The 18,915-nt window shown below is 66.1% G+C and carries 16 protein-coding genes; all 16 read left to right on the plus strand.

The window, feature by feature from the left end; genetic code table 11:
• The first annotated feature begins 228 nt into the window (after positions 1–228).
• The 16 genes from rpsB to dnaE all read left to right on the plus strand — a co-directional run bounded on the left by rpsB (position 229) and on the right by dnaE (position 18,544).
• Positions 229–966: a 30S ribosomal protein S2 gene (gene rpsB, locus CK498_RS13575; RefSeq protein ID WP_095621414.1), complete on the plus strand. Its 738-nt coding sequence runs from the start codon at positions 229–231 to the stop codon at positions 964–966.
• Between the two features lie 126 nt (positions 967–1,092).
• Positions 1,093–1,962: a translation elongation factor Ts gene (gene tsf / locus CK498_RS13580; protein ID WP_095621415.1), complete on the plus strand. Its 870-nt coding sequence runs from the start codon at positions 1,093–1,095 to the stop codon at positions 1,960–1,962.
• Positions 1,963–2,074: 112 nt separating this feature from the next.
• On the plus strand, positions 2,075–2,848 hold the full coding sequence (pyrH, locus tag CK498_RS13585; RefSeq protein ID WP_095621416.1) for a UMP kinase: 774 nt from the start codon (positions 2,075–2,077) through the stop codon (positions 2,846–2,848).
• A 4-nt stretch (positions 2,849–2,852) separates the two neighbouring features.
• Positions 2,853–3,410, plus strand: a complete 558-nt coding sequence (frr, locus tag CK498_RS13590) for a ribosome recycling factor (RefSeq protein ID WP_095621417.1) — start codon at positions 2,853–2,855, stop codon at positions 3,408–3,410.
• Positions 3,411–3,462: 52 nt separating this feature from the next.
• A complete protein-coding gene (gene uppS / locus CK498_RS13595; protein ID WP_229359070.1) occupies positions 3,463–4,221 on the plus strand; it encodes a polyprenyl diphosphate synthase in 759 nt (252 codons plus the stop codon).
• The gene (locus CK498_RS13600) at positions 4,214–5,011 is read left to right on the plus strand and encodes a phosphatidate cytidylyltransferase (RefSeq protein ID WP_095621419.1); all 798 of its coding nucleotides are present in this window, start codon (positions 4,214–4,216) and stop codon (positions 5,009–5,011) included. Before uppS ends, CK498_RS13600 begins: the two co-directional genes overlap by 8 nt.
• A 16-nt stretch (positions 5,012–5,027) precedes the next feature.
• The gene (gene ispC, locus CK498_RS13605) at positions 5,028–6,230 is read left to right on the plus strand and encodes a 1-deoxy-D-xylulose-5-phosphate reductoisomerase (protein ID WP_095621420.1); all 1,203 of its coding nucleotides are present in this window, start codon (positions 5,028–5,030) and stop codon (positions 6,228–6,230) included.
• Complete coding sequence (rseP, locus tag CK498_RS13610) at positions 6,231–7,589, plus strand: sigma E protease regulator RseP (RefSeq protein WP_095621421.1); 1,359 nt, start codon at positions 6,231–6,233, stop codon at positions 7,587–7,589. It abuts the gene before it with no gap.
• Between the two features lie 109 nt (positions 7,590–7,698).
• Entirely contained in the window at positions 7,699–10,032 is a 2,334-nt protein-coding gene (gene bamA, locus CK498_RS13615; protein ID WP_229359071.1) for an outer membrane protein assembly factor BamA, read from the plus strand.
• Between the two features lie 53 nt (positions 10,033–10,085).
• Positions 10,086–10,592, plus strand: a complete 507-nt coding sequence (locus tag CK498_RS13620; protein ID WP_095621422.1) for an OmpH family outer membrane protein — start codon at positions 10,086–10,088, stop codon at positions 10,590–10,592.
• A gap of 52 nt (positions 10,593–10,644) precedes the next feature.
• Positions 10,645–11,685 carry a UDP-3-O-(3-hydroxymyristoyl)glucosamine N-acyltransferase gene (gene lpxD / locus CK498_RS13625; protein ID WP_095621423.1) on the plus strand — a complete coding sequence of 347 codons (1,041 nt, stop codon included), beginning with the start codon at positions 10,645–10,647 and terminating at the stop codon, positions 11,683–11,685.
• Between the two features lie 105 nt (positions 11,686–11,790).
• Complete coding sequence (fabZ, locus tag CK498_RS13630; protein WP_095621766.1) at positions 11,791–12,234, plus strand: 3-hydroxyacyl-ACP dehydratase FabZ; 444 nt, start codon at positions 11,791–11,793, stop codon at positions 12,232–12,234.
• Positions 12,231–12,998, plus strand: coding sequence for an acyl-ACP--UDP-N-acetylglucosamine O-acyltransferase (lpxA, locus tag CK498_RS13635; RefSeq protein ID WP_095621424.1), 768 nt, complete (start codon positions 12,231–12,233; stop codon positions 12,996–12,998). Before fabZ ends, lpxA begins: the two co-directional genes overlap by 4 nt.
• 20 nt (positions 12,999–13,018) lie before the next feature.
• On the plus strand, positions 13,019–14,221 hold the full coding sequence (gene lpxB / locus CK498_RS13640) for a lipid-A-disaccharide synthase (RefSeq protein ID WP_095621425.1): 1,203 nt from the start codon (positions 13,019–13,021) through the stop codon (positions 14,219–14,221).
• A complete protein-coding gene (gene rnhB / locus CK498_RS13645; protein WP_095621426.1) occupies positions 14,218–14,829 on the plus strand; it encodes a ribonuclease HII in 612 nt (203 codons plus the stop codon). The genes lpxB and rnhB overlap by 4 nt, the downstream gene beginning before the upstream one ends.
• Before the next feature lie 214 nt (positions 14,830–15,043).
• Positions 15,044–18,544, plus strand: a complete 3,501-nt coding sequence (gene dnaE / locus CK498_RS13650) for a DNA polymerase III subunit alpha (RefSeq protein WP_095621427.1) — start codon at positions 15,044–15,046, stop codon at positions 18,542–18,544.
• Positions 18,545–18,915 lie beyond the last annotated feature (371 nt).

Here is an 18,915-nt window from a genome sequence, read left to right on the forward strand (position 1 = left end):
CATCTCGGTAGCGAACTATGGTATAAAGCCGCGCGCTTTCCTGCAATCGTTGACCGGAATGCGGTCGGGCCTTGAGCGCTCGACGCAGGGCAGCGATAATGCGAGGGCGTTTGAACGCCTAAATCACACATGCACCGTCACATGGTCCCGGGTGCCTGCGTCACGCGAGTGCGCTGGTCGGATCCATGGGGTGCGTGGAGGCCTAACCCGATTTATCAGGAGTCATCCATGGCACACGTCAATATGCGTGACCTGCTCAAGGCAGGTGCCCACTTCGGTCACCAGACCAAGTACTGGAACCCGAAGATGAGCAAATTCATCTTCGGTGCACGCAACAAGATTCACATCATCAACCTCGAGCACACCCTGCCGGCGCTCAACGACGCCATCGGCGTGGTCGAGAAGATGGCCGCTTCCAACAACAAGATCCTGTTCGTCGGCACCAAGCGTTCCGCCAGCAAGATCATCAAGGAAGAGGCCAATCGCGTTGGCCAGCCGTTCGTCAATCACCGCTGGCTGGGCGGCATGCTGACCAACTTCAAGACCATTCGTCAGTCGATCAAGCGTCTGCGCGAGCTCGAGGCGATGCACGAAGACGGCACCTTCGAGAAGCTGACCAAGAAGGAAGTCCTGATGGCCACCCGCGAGCAGGACAAGCTCGAGCGCTCGGTGGGCGGCATCAAGGAAATGGGCGGCCTGCCCGATGCGCTGTTCGTGATCGACGTCGACCACGAGCGCATCGCCATCAACGAAGCCAACAAGCTGGGCATCCCGGTCATCGGTGTGGTCGACACCAACTCCGACCCGGACGGCGTCGACTACGTGATCCCGGGCAACGATGACTCCATCCGCGCCATCCAGATCTACGTCAAGGCCATCGCCGATGCCTGCGGTCGCGCCAAGGAAGGTCGTCCCGACGAGTTCGTTGAAGTCGCCGACGCCGACGCCAGCGAAACCGCCGAGTAACACCGCTGCGCCTGCTGCCGTGCCGCCCGTGCGGCGGGCAGGCGAGAAGGGGGCTTCGGCCCCCTTTTTTCCCGCTGCGCGGGGGTCCCGCGTAGCGACGTCGAACCAATTTCAGAGGTTAATATCATGGCAGCTATCAGCGCCTCACAGGTCAAGGAACTGCGCGAGCGTACCGGGCTCGGCATGATGGAGTGCAAGAAGGCCCTCACCGAGGCCGGTGGTGACATCGAGCAGGCGATCGAGGACCTGCGCAAGAATTCCGGTCTCAAGGCCGCCAAGAAGGCCGGCCGCACCGCCGCTGAAGGCGCCGTGGTGACCCGCGTTGCCGAGGATGGCAGCTACGGCGTGATGGTCGAGATCAACTCCGAGACCGATTTCGTCGCCCGTGACGACAATTTCAAGGGCTTTGCCGACCAGGTCGTCGACGCGCTGTTCGCCGCCAAGAGCGACGACGTGGCCGCACTGATGGCCGGTGACATGGAAGCCACCCGCGAGCAGCTGGTGCAGAAGATCGGCGAGAACATCAGCGTGCGCCGCGCGGTGGTGGTCGAGGCCGGCGCCGGCAACCTGGTGGGCGAGTACGTCCACGGTGGCCGTATCGGCGTGCTGACCGTGCTCAAGGGCGCCAACGCCGAGGTCGCCAAGGACGTCGCCATGCACGTCGCCGCCATTAATCCGGCCGTGGCGCTGCCCGAGAACATGCCGCAGGAACAGCTCGATCAGGAAAAGGCCATCATCCTGGCCCAGCCGGACATGGCCGGCAAGCCGGAGCAGATCGCCGAGAAAATGGTCCAGGGTCGCCTCAAGAAGTACCTGGCCGAGAACAGCCTGACCGAGCAGCCGTTCGTCAAGGACCCCAACCAGTCCGTCGCCGAGTACGTCAAGAGTGCTGGCGGCGAAGTGGTCGGCTTCACGCGCTTCGAAGTGGGTGAAGGGATCGAGAAGGAAGAGGTCGACTTCGCCAAGGAAGTGATGGAACAGGCTCGCCGTAGCTGAGGTCTGACTCCGTCGACACGTGTTGGCGTGCGCGCAAGCGCACGCCTTCGCGTATCCGGCTGGTGGATGCCAGCCGGCCCCGCCCGCTAGCATAGTCATCAGGAGAGCTTCCATGCCTACCAGCCACGACCCTCACAGCGCCGAGCGCGGCACCAAGCCGGAGCGCAGTGCCAAGTCGAAGTACAAGCGCATCCTTCTCAAGCTGTCCGGCGAGGCCCTGATGGGCGAGCACGACTTCGGCATCGACCCCAAGGTGCTGGACCGCATGGCGCTGGAGATTGGCCAACTGGTGGGGATCGGGGTGCAGGTCGGCATCGTGGTCGGCGGCGGCAACCTGTTTCGCGGTGCGGCGCTCAACGAGGCGGGCATGGATCGCGTTACCGGTGACCACATGGGCATGCTGGCCACGGTGATGAATGCCCTGGCCATGCGCGATGCGCTGGAGCGCTCCAATATTCGCTCGCGGGTGATGTCGGCAATTCCCATGAGTGGGGTGGTGGAGCACTACGACCGTCGCACCGGGATTCGCTACCTGACGTCCGGTGACGTGGTATTGTTCTCCGCCGGGACCGGCAACCCCTTCTTCACCACCGACTCGGCAGCCTGTCTGCGTGGCATCGAGATCGACGCCGACGTGGTGGTCAAGGCCACTAAGGTCGACGGGGTCTACGACAAGGATCCGGTCAAGCACGCCGATGCGGTGAAGTACGAGCACCTGACCTATGACGAAGTGCTCGATCAGAAACTGGGGGTCATGGATTTGACCGCCATTTGCCTGGTGCGGGACCATGACATGCCGGTTCGCGTATTCGACATGAACAAGCCCGGTGCCCTGCTCAACCTGGTGGTGGGCGGCAAGGAAGGCACGCTGATAGACAGAGGGTAATGACGTGATCAACGATATTCAGAAAGACGCCGAGTCTCGCATGAAGAAGAGCCTCGAGGCGCTGCAGGCCAACTTCCACAAGATCCGTACCGGGCGTGCCCATACCAGCATTCTCGATGCGGTGATGGTGGAGTACTACGGCGGCCAGGTGCCGATCAATCAGGTCGCCAGCGTCAACGTCGAGGACGCCCGCACGCTGAGCGTATCGCCCTGGGAGAAGGACATGGTACCCAAGGTCGAGAAGGCGATCATGAGCGCCGACCTGGGGCTTAATCCCTCCACCGCCGGCAGCGTGATTCGCGTGCCGATGCCGATGCTCACCGAAGAGACGCGCAAGGGCTATATCAAGCAGGCGCGTAGCGAGGCGGAGCACGCCCGCGTGGCGGTGCGCAACGTGCGGCGCGACGCCAACGGTGATCTCAAGTCGCTGCTCAAGGACAAGGAGATCTCCGAGGACGAGCAGCACAAGGGCGAGGATATGATTCAGAAGCTCACCGACAAGTATATCGGCGAGATCGACAGCCTGCTGGAAGCCAAGGAACACGACCTGATGCAGGTCTGATCGGCTGGCGGGCCTCGCGCCCGCCCCACCCCCTCTCCCGATGCGAGACCCCATGTCCTCAACGCTGTCTTCACAAGAGTGCCGTGATGGTCTGCCACGCCACGTGGCGGTGATCATGGATGGCAACAATCGCTGGGCGCGTGCCCGCGGCTTCTCCGGGGTGCGCGGGCACCGCGCCGGTGTCGAATCGGTGCGTGCGGTTATCCGCCGCGCCGCCGAGCGGCGCATCGAGACGCTGACCCTGTTTGCCTTCTCCAGCGAGAACTGGCGGCGCCCCGCCGATGAGGTCAGCGCACTGATGGAGCTGTTCCTGTGGGCCCTCAAGCGTGAGGTCAAGAAGCTCCACGAGCACGATATTCGGCTCTCGGTGATTGGCGACCGCAACGGTTTCTCGGCGGCGATCCAGCAACATATCGAACGCGCCGAGGCGCTGACCCGCGACAACCGCGGCTTGCACCTGGTGATTGCCGCCAACTACGGTGGCCAGTGGGACCTGGCGCGGGCCGCGCGACGTCTCGCCGAGCGCGTTGAGGCCGGCGAGCTGCGCGCCGCCCAGGTCGACGAGGCCGCCCTGGGCAGCCAGGTGTGCCTGGCCGAGTCGCCGCCGGTGGACCTGTGCATTCGCACCAGCGGCGAGCAGCGTATCTCCAATTTCCTGCTCTGGCAGCTGGCCTACGCCGAGTTCTATTTCACTCCGCTACTGTGGCCCGACTTCGACGGCGCCGCCTTCGACCAGGCCCTGGATGCCTACCGCGGTCGCCTGCGGCGCTTTGGCATGACCGATGAGCAGGTCGAGGCGCAGCATGCTTAAGCAGCGCATCATCACCGCCCTATGGTTGGCGCCGCTGGTCCTGCTGGGGCTGTTCTGGCTCGACGGTGGGGCCTTTGCGCTGTTCACGGCGCTGATCGTGCTGCTGGCGAGCTGGGAGTGGGTCAACCTGGCCGGCCTCGAAGGTCAGCGCCAGCGTCTGCTCGGCGTCTCCGGCATGGCGCTGCTGATGCTGCTGCTGTGGCGCACGGGCGCCGTGCAGGCGACCTGGGTGCTATGGCTCGGCGTGCTGGGTTGGCTGGCCAACCTCTACTGGATCGTCCACTACCCCGACAAGGGGGCCCAGTGGCAGGCCACGCCGCGACGCCTGGTCATGGGGCTATGGGTGCTGTTGCCATGTTGGGTCGGCTTCATCGCCCTGCGCGACAGCGGTGCGGTATGGCTGCTGTTCGTGCTGCTGCTGGTGTGGTGTGCCGATACCGGCGCCTACTTCGCCGGCCGCGCCTTCGGTCGCCACAAGCTGGCGCCGCAGGTCAGCCCGGGCAAGACCTGGGAGGGCGTGGCCGGTGGCCTGGCCGCGACCACCCTGCTGGCGCTGCTGTTTGCGTTCTGGCAGTCGCTGGGCCTCGTCCAGGTGCTGGCGCTGGTGGCGATTACCTGGCTGGTGACGCTGATCTCGGTGCTCGGCGACCTGCTCGAGAGCATGCTCAAGCGCCACCGCGGCATCAAGGACTCCAGCGCCCTGCTGCCCGGCCACGGTGGGGTGCTCGACCGCATCGACAGCCTGACCGCGGCGGTGCCGTGGTTTGCGCTGCTCGGCGGCTGGCTGTGAGCCGCGCGTGGTTGCCATGAGCGCCGCCGTGCAGTGCGTCAGCGTGCTGGGTGCCACCGGCTCGATCGGCACCAGCACCCTGGACGTGATCGCCCGCCATCCCGACCGCTACCGCCTGCACGCCTTGACCGCCCACACCTCGCGGGAGGCGCTGCTGGCGCTGTGCCAGCGGCACCGTCCAGCGGTGGCGGTGCTGGCCGATGAGGCCGATGCCGCCTGGCTGCGCGAGCGGCTGGCCGCGGCGGGGCTCGACACCCAGGCCCGGGCCGGCGAGGCGGCGCTGGTTGAGGTCGCCGAGGCCAGCGAGGTCGACGTGGTGATGGCAGCCATCGTCGGCGCCGCCGGGCTGCTGCCGACGCTGGCCGCGGTGCGCGCCGGCAAGCGCGTGCTGCTGGCCAACAAGGAAGCGCTGGTGATGAGCGGGGCGCTGTTCATGGACGCCGTGGCGACCCACGGCGCGACCTTGCTGCCGATCGATTCCGAACATAATGCCATCTACCAGTGTCTACCCGCTGAGCACCGCGGTGGGCTCGCGCGCCACGGTGTCACCCAACTGCTGTTGACCGCGTCTGGCGGGCCCTTCCTGGGCTGGACGCCGGCGCAGCTGGCCGAGGTGACCCCGGCCCAGGCCTGCGCTCATCCCAACTGGTCGATGGGCCGCAAGATCTCGGTGGACAGCGCGACGCTGATGAACAAGGGGCTCGAGCTGATCGAGGCGTGTTGGCTGTTCGATGCGCGGCCCGAGCAGGTGCAGGTGGTGGTCCACCCGCAGAGCGTGATCCACTCCATGGCCGCCTATAGCGACGGCTCGGTGATTGCCCAGCTGGGTAACCCCGATATGCGCACGCCGATCGCCTACGGGCTGGCCTGGCCGCAGCGCATCGACGCCGGCGTCGAGCCGCTCGACCTGTTCCAGGTGGCGCGGCTCGACTTCCAGGCGCCGGATGAGATGGCCTTCCCCTGCCTGCGCCTGGCCCGCGAGGCGATGGCCGCTGGCGGCACGGCGCCGGCGGTGCTCAATGCGGCCAACGAGGTGGCGGTAGATGCCTTTCTCGCCGGCCGGTTGCCGTTTACCGCTGTCGCCGAACTGGTGGCGAGGGTGCGTGATGCCCGTCCGGTGCTGCCGGCAGATGAACTGGCGACGATTCTCGACGAGGATCGCCAGGCGCGACAGACCGCCCAGGCAATCCTGGTGCGGATGCTCGAGGAGACGATCTAGATGGGCGTGATACAGAACATCCTGGCGGTGATCGTGGTTCTCGGCGTGCTGATCACCTTTCATGAGTATGGCCACTTCTGGGTGGCGCGGCGCTGCGGCGTCAAGGTGCTGCGCTTCTCGGTGGGCTTCGGCAAGCCGCTGTGGTCGCGGGTCGATCGCCACGGCACCGAGTTTGCCGTGGCGGCGATCCCGCTGGGCGGCTACGTCAAGATGCTCGACGAGCGCGAAGGCCCGGTGGACCCCGCCGAGCAGGACCAGGCCTTCAACCGCAAGACGGTGTGGCAGCGCATCGCCATCGTGGCCGCCGGCCCGCTGGCCAACTTCCTGCTGGCGATCGTCGCCTACTGGCTAATGTTCGTGGTCGGCACCACCACGGTGGCGCCGGTGGTGGGCAGCGTGGCCCCGGGCTCGCCGGCGGAACAGGGCGGGCTCACGCCCGGCCAGGAGATTGTCGCCGTGCAGGGAGATGCGGTGCGCTCCTGGGACGAGATCAACCTCAAGCTGGTGGCGGCCATCGGCCACAGCGGTGCGCTGTCGTTCAGCGCCCGCGACGAGGGCAGCAGCAGCGCCCGCGACTATCAGCTGCCGGTGGACAACTGGCTGGTGCGTCAGGATCCGCCGCAGCCGCTGCCGAGCCTGGGGCTCGAGCCGTGGCGGCCGTCGTTTCCGGCGGTGCTGGGCCAGGTGCTGGATGGCGAGGCCGCTGGCCAGGCCGGGCTGCAGCCCGGTGACCGGGTGCTCAGCGTGGACGGCGAGGCGGTGGACGACTGGCTGCACTTCGTCGACCTGGTGCGCGCCAGCCCCGAGTCGTCGCTGGCCCTGGAGGTGGAGCGGAATGGCCAGACCCTGGCCGTCGAGCTGACCCCAGGGCGCAATGAGCTGGAGGATGGCGTGGTGATCGGCTATATCGGTGCCGGTGCCGAGCCGGTGGAGTGGCCCGAGGAGTATCGTCGCGAAATCCGCTATGGGCCGCTGGCCGCGGTGGGGCAGTCGCTGTCGCGCACTGGCGAGATGTCGCTGCTCACCGTCGATGCCATTCGCAAGATGTTCGTCGGCCTGATCTCGCCGTCGAACCTCTCCGGGCCGATCACCATCGCCCGGGTGGCCGGCGACTCGGCGCGTACCGGCCTCGAGACCTTCGTCAGCTTCCTGGCCTATCTCTCGATCAGCCTAGCGATTCTCAACCTGTTGCCGATTCCGATCCTCGACGGTGGCCATCTGGTCTACTATGCCGTCGAGGCGGTGCGCGGCAAGCCGGTATCGGAACGCGTCCAGGCCATGGGGCTGCGCATCGGCGTGGCACTGGTCGGCAGTCTGATGCTGATGGCGCTGTATTTCGACCTGATGCGGCTATGGTGACACACGACCCGCGGCGGGGTTCGGCGGCCTTCGGCTTGTCAGAACCCTGCACAAATGTATATGGTGCCTGTTCCACACGCGGGCAGACCAACTCGAGCGAATCGACTGCATGAAACTCAAGACCATCGGATTGGCGGCGCTGCTGCTTACCAGCGCCCAGGTAGCGCTGGCAGACTCTTTCAATGTTTCCGACATCCGCGTAGAGGGCCTGCAGCGAGTTTCTGCAGCCTCCGTGTTCAATGCCTTCCCCGTCACCACCAGCGAGCGCGTCGATGAGCGCGAGTTGGCCGACGCCGCCCGCGAGCTGTTCGCCACCGGTCTGTTCGACGATGTCCAGCTGGCCCGCGACGGCGATATCCTGATCATCCAGGTGGTCGAACGCCCCTTTATCACCGCGCTGAGCATCACCGGCAACTCGCAGATCTCCGAAGACGATCTGCGTCAGGGACTGAGCGAGGCCGGGCTCGCCGAGGGCCAGGTGCTGCAGCTCTCCACCCTCGAGGAGATCCAGCGCGAGCTGGAGCAGGTCTACCAGGCCCAGGGGCGCTACAGCGCGCGCATCGAGACCAGTGTCGACGAGATCGACGCAAGCCGGGTGCGGGTCAACGTCGATATCAACGAAGGCGCGGTGGCCTCGATTCGCCAGATCAACATCGTCGGCAACCAGGCCTTCGACGACGATACCCTGCGCGACCAGTTCGAGCTCAATGACCGCCCGGGCCGCTTCTTCGGCTGGTTCTCCCGCGACGAATACTCCCGCGAGGCGCTGTCAGGCGACCTCGAGCGGCTGCGCTCCTACTACCTGGACCGCGGTTACGTGAATTTCGATATCGCCTCGACCCAAGTCTCGATCAGCCCCGACAAGTCGGAGATCTTCATTACCGCCAACGTCGACGAGGGGCAGCAGTTCCGTCTCGGCAACATTCGCTTCGCCGGCGATATGCAGATTCCCGAGTCCGAGGCCCGCGAACTGATCACCGCCGAGCGCGGCGAGATCTTCTCGCGCAGCGATATCACCGCCTCCTCCGAGGCGCTGCGTTCGCGTCTCGGCGCTGAAGGCTTCGCCTTCGCCAACGTCGATGCCCGCCCCCAGCCGTCCGGCGACGGCGAGACGGTGGACGTGGTCTTCAACGTCAATTCTGGCCAGCGCGCCTATGTGCGGCGCATCAACTTCGAAGGCAATACCACCACCGAAGACGAAGTGCTGCGCCGCGAGATGATCCAGATGGAGGGCGCGCCGGCCTCCACCGACCAGATTCGCCAGTCGCGCCAGCGCCTCGAGCGGTTGGGCTTCTTCCGCCAGGTCGACGTCGACACCCAGCCGGTGCCCGGCGAGAGCGACCTGCTCGACGTGACCTACAACGTCGAGGAGCAGCCCTCGGGCTCGATCTCGGCCAGCGTCGGCTTCTCGCAGAGCGCCGGTGTGATCTACGGCGCGGCGCTGTCACAGAACAACTTCCTGGGCAGCGGTAACCGGGTCAACGTCGGTGCCCAGCGCAGCGACACTTTTACCAGCCTCAACTTCGGCTTCACCGATCCCTACTGGACCCTGGACGGCATCTCGCGCGGTTATAACCTCTACTACCGCGAGACCGACTACGAAGACTCGGATATCTCGACCTACTCCACCGATGCCTACGGCGCGGGGATCAACTTCGGTTATCCGATCAACGAGCTGGCGCGCCTCAACTTCGGCGCCACGGTCGAGGACCTGACGGTCCAGACCTACAACGACACCGCCTCGGAAATCGTGCGCTACGTCGATGATCAGGGCGCCGGTGCCCAGAGCCTCAAGCTCACCGCCAGCTGGACGCGCAACAACCTCAATCGCGGCGTGATGCCGACTGCCGGCAACTACCAGCGCATCTCGCTGGAAACCGCCGCGCCCGGCAGCGACGCCGAGTACTACAAGCTGCGTGCCCGCGCCCAGCAGCTGTTCGAGCTCAACAACGACTGGTCGCTGAAGTTCGGCGGCACCCTGGGCTATGCCGACACCATCGGCAACGACCCCTATCCGTTCTACGAGAACTTCTTCTCCGGCGGCCTGGGCTCGGTACGCGGCTTCACCGGCAACACCCTGGGGCCGCGCACCACTCCCCGTGGTGGCGGCAATGACCGCACCCTGGGCGGCAACGTGCTGGTCGAGGGCTCGGCCGAGCTGCTGTTCCCGACGCCGTTCATGGAAGATCAGCGCTCGGTGCAGACCGGCTTCTTCTTCGATGCCGGCAACACCTTCCTGACCGACTGCTACGAAGTCCTCGACGGCGACCAGTCGCGCTGCGAGTCAGGCGTCGATTTAGGCGAGCTGCGCTACAGTGTGGGTATCGGCCTGTCGTGGCTGACCCCAGTGGGGCCGCTGACCTTCAGTATCGCCGAGCCGCTCAACGACAAGGATGGCGACGATACCCAGTTCTTCCAGTTCTCGCTGGGCCAGACCTTCTAAGCCGGGTACCATGGAGAGTCTAGATGCGACACGTTTTTCAGGAGAGTGGTGTGATGCGTAAGGTAATGGGAGTCATCTCTCTGGGGCTGCTTGGCCTGTTCGCCTCGGCCGCCCAGGCGGCAGAAGTGGCGGTGGTGGACTGGCGCCAGGCGCTGATGGAAACCCGCGCCGCCCAGCAGTCGATGAGCCAGCTCGAGAGCCAGATCGGCAACCAGCAGCAGCAGGCCCAGTCGCTGGGCCAGGAACTGCAGCAGCTTCAGGAGCGCCTGCAGCAGGACGGTGCGGTGATGTCCGACAGCGAGCGCCAATCGCTGATGCAGGAAGGGCAGCAGAAGGAGCAGCAGTTCGTCGAGCTGCGGCAGCAGATCATGCAGGCCCAGCAGCAGGCCGAGCAGGCCTTCCTGCAGGACGCCGAGCCCAAGCTGGAGCGTGCCGTGGACGAGGTCATGACGCGCCACGGTATCGACGTGCTGATGGATATCAATGGCATCATCAATACCAATCAAGATCTGATGAATCTTACCGATGAAGTCACCGAGATCCTCGACTCGATGAACTGAGCGCCCGCCCGTTGAGGGCGGGTCCCTGCCTCTTGCAGCCGACCCAGGTTCCATGATCGACGCCATCTCTCACCGCTACACGCTGCACGAGCTTGCCGAGCGCCTGGGCGCCGAGATGGTCGGTGATGGCAGCCGACAGGTCGCTGGTCTGGCCACGCTCAGCGATGCCGGTCCCGACGAGATCAGCTTTCTCGCTAATAAGGCCTACCTCAAGCACCTGGCCGGCACTCGGGCGGCGGCAGTGCTGCTGCACCCCAGCTATGCCGGAGAGTGCCCGGTCGCCTGCCTGACCCTCGATAACCCCTATCTCGGCTACGCCGAGCTGTCGCGGCTGTTCGATCCGCTGGCCAATCGCCCCGCCCAGGGCATACATGACTCGGCGGTGATCGAGGCCGGCGTATCGCTGGGCGTCGATGTCCAGGTCGGCCCTCAGGCGGTGATCGAAGCCGGCGCGGTGATCGGTGATCGCACGGTCATTGGGCCGGGCAGCGTGGTCGGCGCCGACAGCCGCATCGGTGCCGATTCACGGCTGCATGCCAACGTCACCGTCTGCCACGCGGTGGTGATCGGTGAGCGTGCCATCCTGCACAGTGGCTGCGTGATCGGCGGCGACGGTTTCGGCTTTGCCCACGATGGCAGCCGCTGGCACAAGATTGCCCAGCTCGGCGGCGTGGTGCTTGGCGACGACGTGGAAGTCGGCAGCTGTTCGAGTATCGATCGCGGTGCGCTGGGCGATACCCTGATCGGCAACGACGTCAAGATTGACAGCCAGGTGCAGATCGCCCACAACGTGCAGATCGGCGACCACAGCGCCTTGGCCGGCTGCGTCGGCATCGCCGGCTCCACCAAGGTCGGCAAGCACTGCATGCTGGGCGGCGGCGTTGGCCTGTCGGGCCACCTGACGATCTGCGACGGCGTGCAGGTCACCGGCATGAGCCTGGTCACCAATTCCATCAGTGAGCCGGGCATTTACTCCTCCGGCACTGGCGCCATGAACAACACTCAGTGGCGCAAGAATGCCGTGCGTTTCAAGCAGCTCGATGATATCGCCAAGCGGCTGGTACGCCTGGAAAAGCATCAAGGCGGCCGTTGAGTCTCGTCAGTCTGCCGGTATAATCGCTGTCCCGGCCAGGGAGGCGCCCGCCGCCACTGCATGCTCACCGAGGTGAGCCGTTCCGCTATTTCAGAGGTCGCATCGATGGTAATGGACATCAACGAGATTCGTGAGTATCTGCCTCACCGCTACCCTTTTCTGCTGATCGATCGCGTCACCGAACTGGAACTCGGCGAACTGATCCGCGGCTACAAGAATGTCAGCATCAACGAGCCTTTCTTCAACGGCCATTTCCCGCACCATCCAATCATGCCTGGCGTGCTGGTTATCGAGGCGATGGCCCAGGCGTGCGGTATCCTGGGCTTCAAGACCGTCAACAAACTACCTGCCGACGGCTATGTCTACTACCTGGTGGGCAGCGACAATGTGCGCTTCAAGCGCCCGGTAATGCCCGGTGACCGGCTGCATATCGAAGCCAAGGTGATCCGCGAGAAGCGCGGCATCTGGAAGTTCGCCTGCCGCGCCAGCGTCGACGGCGAACTCGCCTGCGAGGCTGAAATCATCTGCGCCGAGAGGAAGGTCGCTTGATTCATCCCACCGCGCTCGTTGACCCTGCCGCTCGGCTCGCCGACGACGTCGATGTCGGCCCGTTCAGCGTGATCGGCGCCGACGTCGAGATCGGCCCCGGTTCGCAGATTGGCCCCCACGTGGTGGTCAAGGGTCCCACCGTGCTCGGTGCACGTACGCGCATCTTCCAGTTCGCTTCGGTGGGCGAGGACTGCCAGGACAAGAAGTACGCCGGCGAGCCGACCCGCCTGGTGATGGGTGACGACAACGTCATCCGCGAGGGGGTGACCCTGCACCGCGGTACGGCACAGGATCGCGGCGAGACCACCATTGGCTCGCGCAACCTGTTCATGGCCTATGCCCACGTTGGCCACGACTGCGTGATCGGCAGCGACTGCATCCTGGCCAACCAGGTGACTCTGGCCGGCCACGTCAAGCTGGGCGACTTCGCGATCCTCGGCGGGCTCTCGGCGGTGCATCAGTTCTGCCACTTCGGCACCCACGCCATGGCCGGCGGCGGCTCGATCATCACCAAGGACACCCCGGCCTTCGTGATGATCAACGGCAATCCCGCCGAGGCCCACGGCCTCAACCTCATCGGCCTCAAGCGGCGTGGTTTCTCCAAGGAAGCGCTCAAGGCTCTCGGCGAGTCCTACAAGCTGGTCTATCGCCAGGGGCTCACCGTCGAGCAGGCCCTCGCCGAAATCCGCCGCCGCTATGAACTGCCGGAGGTCGATACCTTCATCGCCTCCATCGAAGTGGCCACCCGCGGCATCACCCGCTAGGCATGCAAGGCCCCGCGTTTATGGACGGCACCGCGCTCAAGGTCTATCTGGTCGCCGGCGAGCTGTCCGGCGATATCCTCGGCGCCAGCCTGATGCGTGCGCTCAAGGCGCGCTATCCCGGGGTGGCCTTTCGCGGTATCGGCGGCCCGCGCATGCTGGCCGAGGGCATCGATAGCCGCTACCCGCTGGAGACCCTCTCGGTCATGGGCCTGGTCGAGGTGCTCAAGCACCTGCCACGGCTGATCGGCGTGCGTCGTGAACTGCGACGCGATGCACTGGCCTGGCAGCCCGACATCATGCTCGGCATCGACGCGCCGGATTTCAACCTCGGCCTGGAGCGCCAACTGCGCGAGGCCGGTATCACCACCGCCCACTACGTCAGCCCCTCGGTATGGGCCTGGCGTCAGGGCCGGGTCAAGGGCATCGCCAAGTCGGTGGATGCCATGCTCACCTTCCTGCCCTTCGAGGCGGCCTTCTATGCCCGCCATCGCGTACCGGTGGCCTTCGTCGGCCATCCACTGGCCGACGACCTGCCGCTGGAGACCGATCGCGCTGCGATGCGCCGCGAGCTCGGCCTGCAGGAAGACGGCGAGCTGCTGGCGCTGCTGCCCGGCTCACGGGCCAACGAGATTCGTTTCCTGGGTGCCACCTTTCTCGATGCCGCCGAGCGCCTCTGCCAGGCGCGACCGGCGCTGCAGCTGGTGGTGCCGGCGGCGACCCCGCAGCGGCGCCGCGAGCTCGCCGCGCTGCTCGACGAGCGGCCGGCGCTGGCCACACGCCTGACCCTGCTCGACGGCTGCTCCCGCGAGGCCATGGTGGCGGCGGATGCCGTGCTGCTGGCCTCGGGTACTGCGGCGCTGGAAGCGATGCTGTGCCATCGGCCGATGCTGGTGGCCTACAAGATGGCGCCGGCCACCCACTGGCTGGCCAAGCGTCTGGTCAAAACCGAGTGGATCTCGCTGCCCAACCTGATCGCCGGGGAAGCGCTGGTGCCCGAGCTGATCCAGGACGCCGCCAGCCCCGAGGCGATCGCCTCCAGCCTCGATGCGATGCTTGCCGACGCCGCGGGGCGCGCGGTGCTCGAGTCACGTTTTGCCGAGATGCACGCCGGCCTGCAGCGCGGCGCCAGCGAGCGGGCGGTGGACGCCATCGCAGCGCTGATCGCCGGCGACCCGCTGCCCGACAGCGTGGCGCCGGAGGCCATCGCCGAGGTGCCGTCGTGAAGAAGGCGACGCTGCCGCCACTGGTGGTCGACTACCGCGGCGAGCGCCTGGCCGGGGTCGACGAGGTGGGGCGCGGGCCGCTGGTCGGCAGCGTGGTAGCGGCGGCGGTGATCCTCGATCCGGCGCGCCCGGTCGAGGGGCTCAACGACTCCAAGGCGCTCAGCGCCAAGCGCCGCGAGGCGCTGGACGCCGAGATTCGTGAGCGGGCGTTGGCCTTCGCGGTGGCCGAGGCCAGCGCTGAGGAGATCGACGAACTCAATATCTATCACGCCACCCACCTGGCCATGCGCCGCGCCATCGACGCCCTGGCGCCGGCCGCCGAATACCTGCTGGTGGACGGCAATCGCCTGCCCGGGCATCATGTTCCTGGCCAGGCGGTGGTCAAGGGCGATGCCCGCCATCCGGCCATCGCCGCCGCCTCGATACTCGCCAAGGTCGCCCGGGACGCCGACATGGCGGCGCTGGATGCCCGGCATCCCGACTACGGTTTTGCTCGCCACAAGGGCTACCCGACCCGCGAGCATCTGGCGGCCCTGGAGCGCCTCGGCGCGCTGCCCGAACACCGCCGCTCCTTCGGCCCGGTCAAGCGCCAGCTGGCGTTGTTATAGGTCAACGAATCAATACAGATAGCGAGGGCGCCGGGGATAGGCCGAAGGGGAGGTCCGATTCCAGGGAAGGAATCGGTAGCGTACATGGACGTATTCACAGCGCCTCCCCCGCAGGCCTATCGCCGGATTAGCCCGAGCGGGGTCGGCCTCACTGTCGTTGGATCAGCACGAGCACTTTCACCCGTACCACTTATTGCCAAATCTTGAGTCCACCATGACCACGCCCTTCGTTCATCTTCGCGTTCACACCGAGTACTCCCTGGTCGATGGCCTGGTGCGCCTCAAACCGCTGGTCAAGGTCACCGCCGAGCGCGGCATGCCGGCCGCGGCGATCACCGACGAGGCCAACCTGTTCGGCCTGGTCAAGGCCTACAAGGCGGCCCAGGGCGCCGGCCTCAAGCCGATCATCGGCAGCGACCTGTGGCTGCATAACCCCCACGACGCCGGCCACCCCTATCGGCTGACGCTGTTGGCCATGAACGACGTCGGCTACCGCAACCTTACCGAGCTCATCTCCCGCGGCTGGACCGACGGCCAGCGCCAGGGGCTGGCGATTCTCGACAAGGCCTGGGTGTTCGAGCAGAGCGAGGGGCTCATCGCGCTCTCCGGCGGCCGCGAGGGCGAGATCGGCCGCCACTTGCTGGCCGACCATCCCGACGAGGCCCGCGCGCTGCTCGACGACTGGAACGCCCACTTCCCGGGGCGCTTCTACCTCGAACTGACCCGCACCTCGCGCCAGTACGAGGAGGAGTGCCTGCACCTCTCGGTGGCCCTGGCCGAGCAGAGCGGCACCCCGGTGGTGGCGACCAACGACGTGCGCTTCCTCGATCGCGAAGAGTTTTGGGCCCACGAGACCCGAGTCGCCATCGGCGAGGGCAAGGCGCTCGACGACCGCCGCCGTGAGCGCCGCTACAGCGAGGAGCAGTACCTCAAGAGCCCGGCGGAGATGGCCGAACTGTTCGCCGACATTCCCGAGGCGCTGGAGAACAGCGTGCTGATTGCGGCGCGCTGCAACGTCGACGTACGCCTGGGCGAGATCTTCCTGCCGGAGTTCGAGATCCCCGAGGGCATGACCCAGGACGAGTTCTTCCGCAAGATCTCCCACGACGGCCTCACCGAGCGCCTCGACTTCCTCTACCCGGCGGAGAAATACCCACGCGACGGCGCCGAATATGCCGAGATCGACCAGCGCTATCGCGAGCGACTCGATTTCGAGCTGAACATCATCATCCAGATGGGCTTCCCCGGCTACTTCCTGATCGTGATGGACTTCATTCAGTGGGCCAAGGACAACGACGTGCCGGTGGGCCCGGGGCGCGGCTCGGGGGCGGGCTCGCTGGTGGCCTACGCGCAGAAGATCACCGATCTCGACCCGCTGGAGTACGACCTGCTGTTCGAGCGCTTCCTCAACCCCGAGCGGGTCTCGATGCCCGACTTCGACGTCGACTTCTGCATGGAGAAGCGCGACCGGGTGATCGACTATGTGGCCGAGCGCTACGGTCGCAACGCGGTGTCGCAGATCGTCACCTTCGGCACCATGGCCGCCAAGGCGGTGGTCCGCGACGTGGCCCGTGCCCAGGGGCGGCCCTACTCGCTGGGCGACAAGCTCTCCAAGCTGATCCCCTTCGAGGTCGGCATGACCCTGGCCAAGGCCATCGAGGCCGAGCCGGCGCTCAAGGAGTTCGTCGACAACGACGACGAGGCCGCCGAGATCTGGGAGATGGCGCTCAAGCTCGAGGGCATCACCCGCGGTACCGGCAAGCACGCCGGCGGGGTGGTGATCGCCCCCACCAAGCTCACCGACTTCTCGCCGCTGCTGTGCGACGAGGAGGGCAATGGCCTGGTGGTACAGTTCGACAAGAACGACATCGAGGAGGCCGGGCTGGTCAAGTTCGACTTCCTCGGCCTGCGCACACTGACCATCATCGACTGGGCGCTGGAGATGGTCGACAAGGTGCGCGCCGTCAAGGGCGAAGGCCCGCTCGACATCGACACCATCCCCCTCGACGATGCGCCGACCTTCGAGATGCTCAAGCGCGCCGAGACCACGGCGGTGTTCCAGCTCGAATCGCGTGGCATGAAGGAGCTGATCAAGCGCCTGCTGCCCGATTCGCTGGAGGACATGATCGCCCTGGTCGCGCTGTTCCGCCCGGGGCCGCTGCAGTCGGGCATGGTCGACGACTTCATCAACCGCAAGCACGGTCGCGCTGAGATCTCCTACCCGCACCCGGACTACCAGCACGAGTGGCTGAAAACGGTGCTCGAGCCCACCTACGGCATCATCCTCTACCAGGAGCAGGTGATGCAGATCGCCCAGGTGCTGGCGGGATATAGCCTGGGCCAGGCCGATATGCTGCGCCGTGCCATGGGCAAGAAGAAGCCGGAGGAGATGGCCAAGCAGCGCGCCGGCTTCATGGAGGGCTGTGCGGCCAACGGCATCGACAAGGAGCTGGCCGGCAATATCTTCGACCTGGTGGAGAAATTCGCCGGCTACGGCTTCAACAAGTCGCACTCGGCGGCCTACGGTCTGGTCTCCTATCAAACGGCATGGCTGAAGGCGCACTACCCCGGGCCCTTCATGGCGGCGGTGATGTCCACCGAGATGGACAACCTCGACAAGGTGGTGCCGCTGATCGAGGAGTGCCGCAACCTCAAGCTCACCGTGACGCCGCCGGACGTCAACGTCGGCGGCTACAAGTTCACCGTGGATACCGAGGGGCGTGTGGTCTACGGCCTGGGGGCGATTCGCGGCGTTGGCGAGGGGCCCATCGGCGCTATCGTCGAGGCCCGTGAGGCCGACGGGCCCTTCAAGGACCTGTTCGACTTCTGCCGCCGGGTCGACCCCAAGCGCATGAACAAGCGCACCCTCGAGGCGCTGATCCGTTCCGGGGCGCTGGATAACCTCGGCCCCAGTCGCGCCGTACTCAGCGCGGCACTCGAGGCAGCACTCAAGGCTGCTGCTCAGAACCTCAGCAACCAGAACCTGGGCATGATCGACATGTTCGGCGAGGCCTTCGTCGACGAGGAGGCCGGCGACGCCTATGCCGACTACCGCGCCGCCCGGGAGTGGACCGACAAGGAACGCCTGGCCGGCGAGAAGGACACCCTGGGGCTGTACCTCACCGGCCACCCCATCGACGAGTACGAGCAGGAGCTCAAGCGCTTCGTCTCGACGCGCATCAGCGACCTCAAGCCGTCGCGGGAGCCGCAGCGGGTTGCCGGCCTGGTGGTGGGGATGCGCACCATGAAGTCCAAGCGCGGCGACACCATGGCCTTCGTCACCCTCGACGACCGCACCGGGCGCATCGAGGCCTCGCTGTTCGGCGAGCTGTTCGACCAGCTGCGCGGGCGCATCGACGCCGACCAGGTGCTGATCGTCGAGGGTGAGGTGTCGAGCGACGACTACTCCGGTGGCCTGCGCCTGCGCGGCAAGGAGATCACGCCGATGGTCGAGGCGCGCAGCAAGTTCGGCCAGGCGGTGGAAGTCTCGCTGGACGGCGCCCGCGCCAACGGCCGCATGGTGGCCAGCCTACGCGACAGCCTCACCCCGCACCGCGATGCCAGCGGCCTACCGGTGCGGCTCAAGTACCGCAACCAGGACGCTAGCGGCTGGCTGGAGCTGGCCGAGGAGTGGAAGGTGGCGCCCAGCGACGAGCTGCTGATCGCCCTGCGCGAGGTCGAGGGGCAGGACGGCGTGCGCTTGAAATACCGCTAGGCCTAAGAAAAGTGCCTGCGCTCGGTCATACGGCGTTAAGAAACGACTCGTGCGCGAGTCCAGTCCGTTTTTTGCCTTGTCTGACCATCGCTCGCCGACTTTTCGACAGGGCCTGGACTCACCACCTTGGCTGCGAGGCGCGCCGGGGGCAGGTCGAAGGGGAGGTTTGCGCCATGGGTGAGGAGGATTCCTCCGAACGGGCTGGCCATGGATGGTCAGCCCCGGTCCTGCAAGCGGAGCAGGATGCGAGAGCGAAGCAGGGCGCAAGGTAGCGCCCAGGGATGGGGTCACAGCGCCTCCCCGAAGGCCTGCCGCCGGATCAGCGCCGGGCACCCTATCCCCGGCGCCCCTGTGTGGCGATGGAACTCATC

The sequence above is a fragment of the Halomonas salipaludis genome (assembly GCF_002286975.1).
Classification (GTDB): Bacteria; Pseudomonadota; Gammaproteobacteria; order Pseudomonadales; family Halomonadaceae; genus Franzmannia; species Franzmannia salipaludis.

What these genes read in the sequence shown, in the direction of transcription:
- rpsB (WP_095621414.1), top strand. Translation starts at nt 229, where the DNA reads ATGGCACACGTCAATATGCGTGACCTGCTCAAGGCAGGTGCCCACTTC.
- tsf (WP_095621415.1), top strand. Translation starts at nt 1,093, where the DNA reads ATGGCAGCTATCAGCGCCTCACAGGTCAAGGAACTGCGCGAGCGTACC.
- pyrH (WP_095621416.1), top strand. Translation starts at nt 2,075, where the DNA reads ATGCCTACCAGCCACGACCCTCACAGCGCCGAGCGCGGCACCAAGCCG.
- uppS (WP_229359070.1), top strand. Translation starts at nt 3,463, where the DNA reads ATGTCCTCAACGCTGTCTTCACAAGAGTGCCGTGATGGTCTGCCACGC.
- CK498_RS13600 (WP_095621419.1), top strand. Translation starts at nt 4,214, where the DNA reads ATGCTTAAGCAGCGCATCATCACCGCCCTATGGTTGGCGCCGCTGGTC.
- ispC (WP_095621420.1), top strand. Translation starts at nt 5,028, where the DNA reads ATGAGCGCCGCCGTGCAGTGCGTCAGCGTGCTGGGTGCCACCGGCTCG.
- rseP (WP_095621421.1), top strand. Translation starts at nt 6,231, where the DNA reads ATGGGCGTGATACAGAACATCCTGGCGGTGATCGTGGTTCTCGGCGTG.
- bamA (WP_229359071.1), top strand. Translation starts at nt 7,699, where the DNA reads ATGAAACTCAAGACCATCGGATTGGCGGCGCTGCTGCTTACCAGCGCC.
- CK498_RS13620 (WP_095621422.1), top strand. Translation starts at nt 10,086, where the DNA reads ATGCGTAAGGTAATGGGAGTCATCTCTCTGGGGCTGCTTGGCCTGTTC.
- lpxD (WP_095621423.1), top strand. Translation starts at nt 10,645, where the DNA reads ATGATCGACGCCATCTCTCACCGCTACACGCTGCACGAGCTTGCCGAG.
- fabZ (WP_095621766.1), top strand. Translation starts at nt 11,791, where the DNA reads ATGGTAATGGACATCAACGAGATTCGTGAGTATCTGCCTCACCGCTAC.
- lpxB (WP_095621425.1), top strand. Translation starts at nt 13,019, where the DNA reads ATGGACGGCACCGCGCTCAAGGTCTATCTGGTCGCCGGCGAGCTGTCC.
- dnaE (WP_095621427.1), top strand. Translation starts at nt 15,044, where the DNA reads ATGACCACGCCCTTCGTTCATCTTCGCGTTCACACCGAGTACTCCCTG.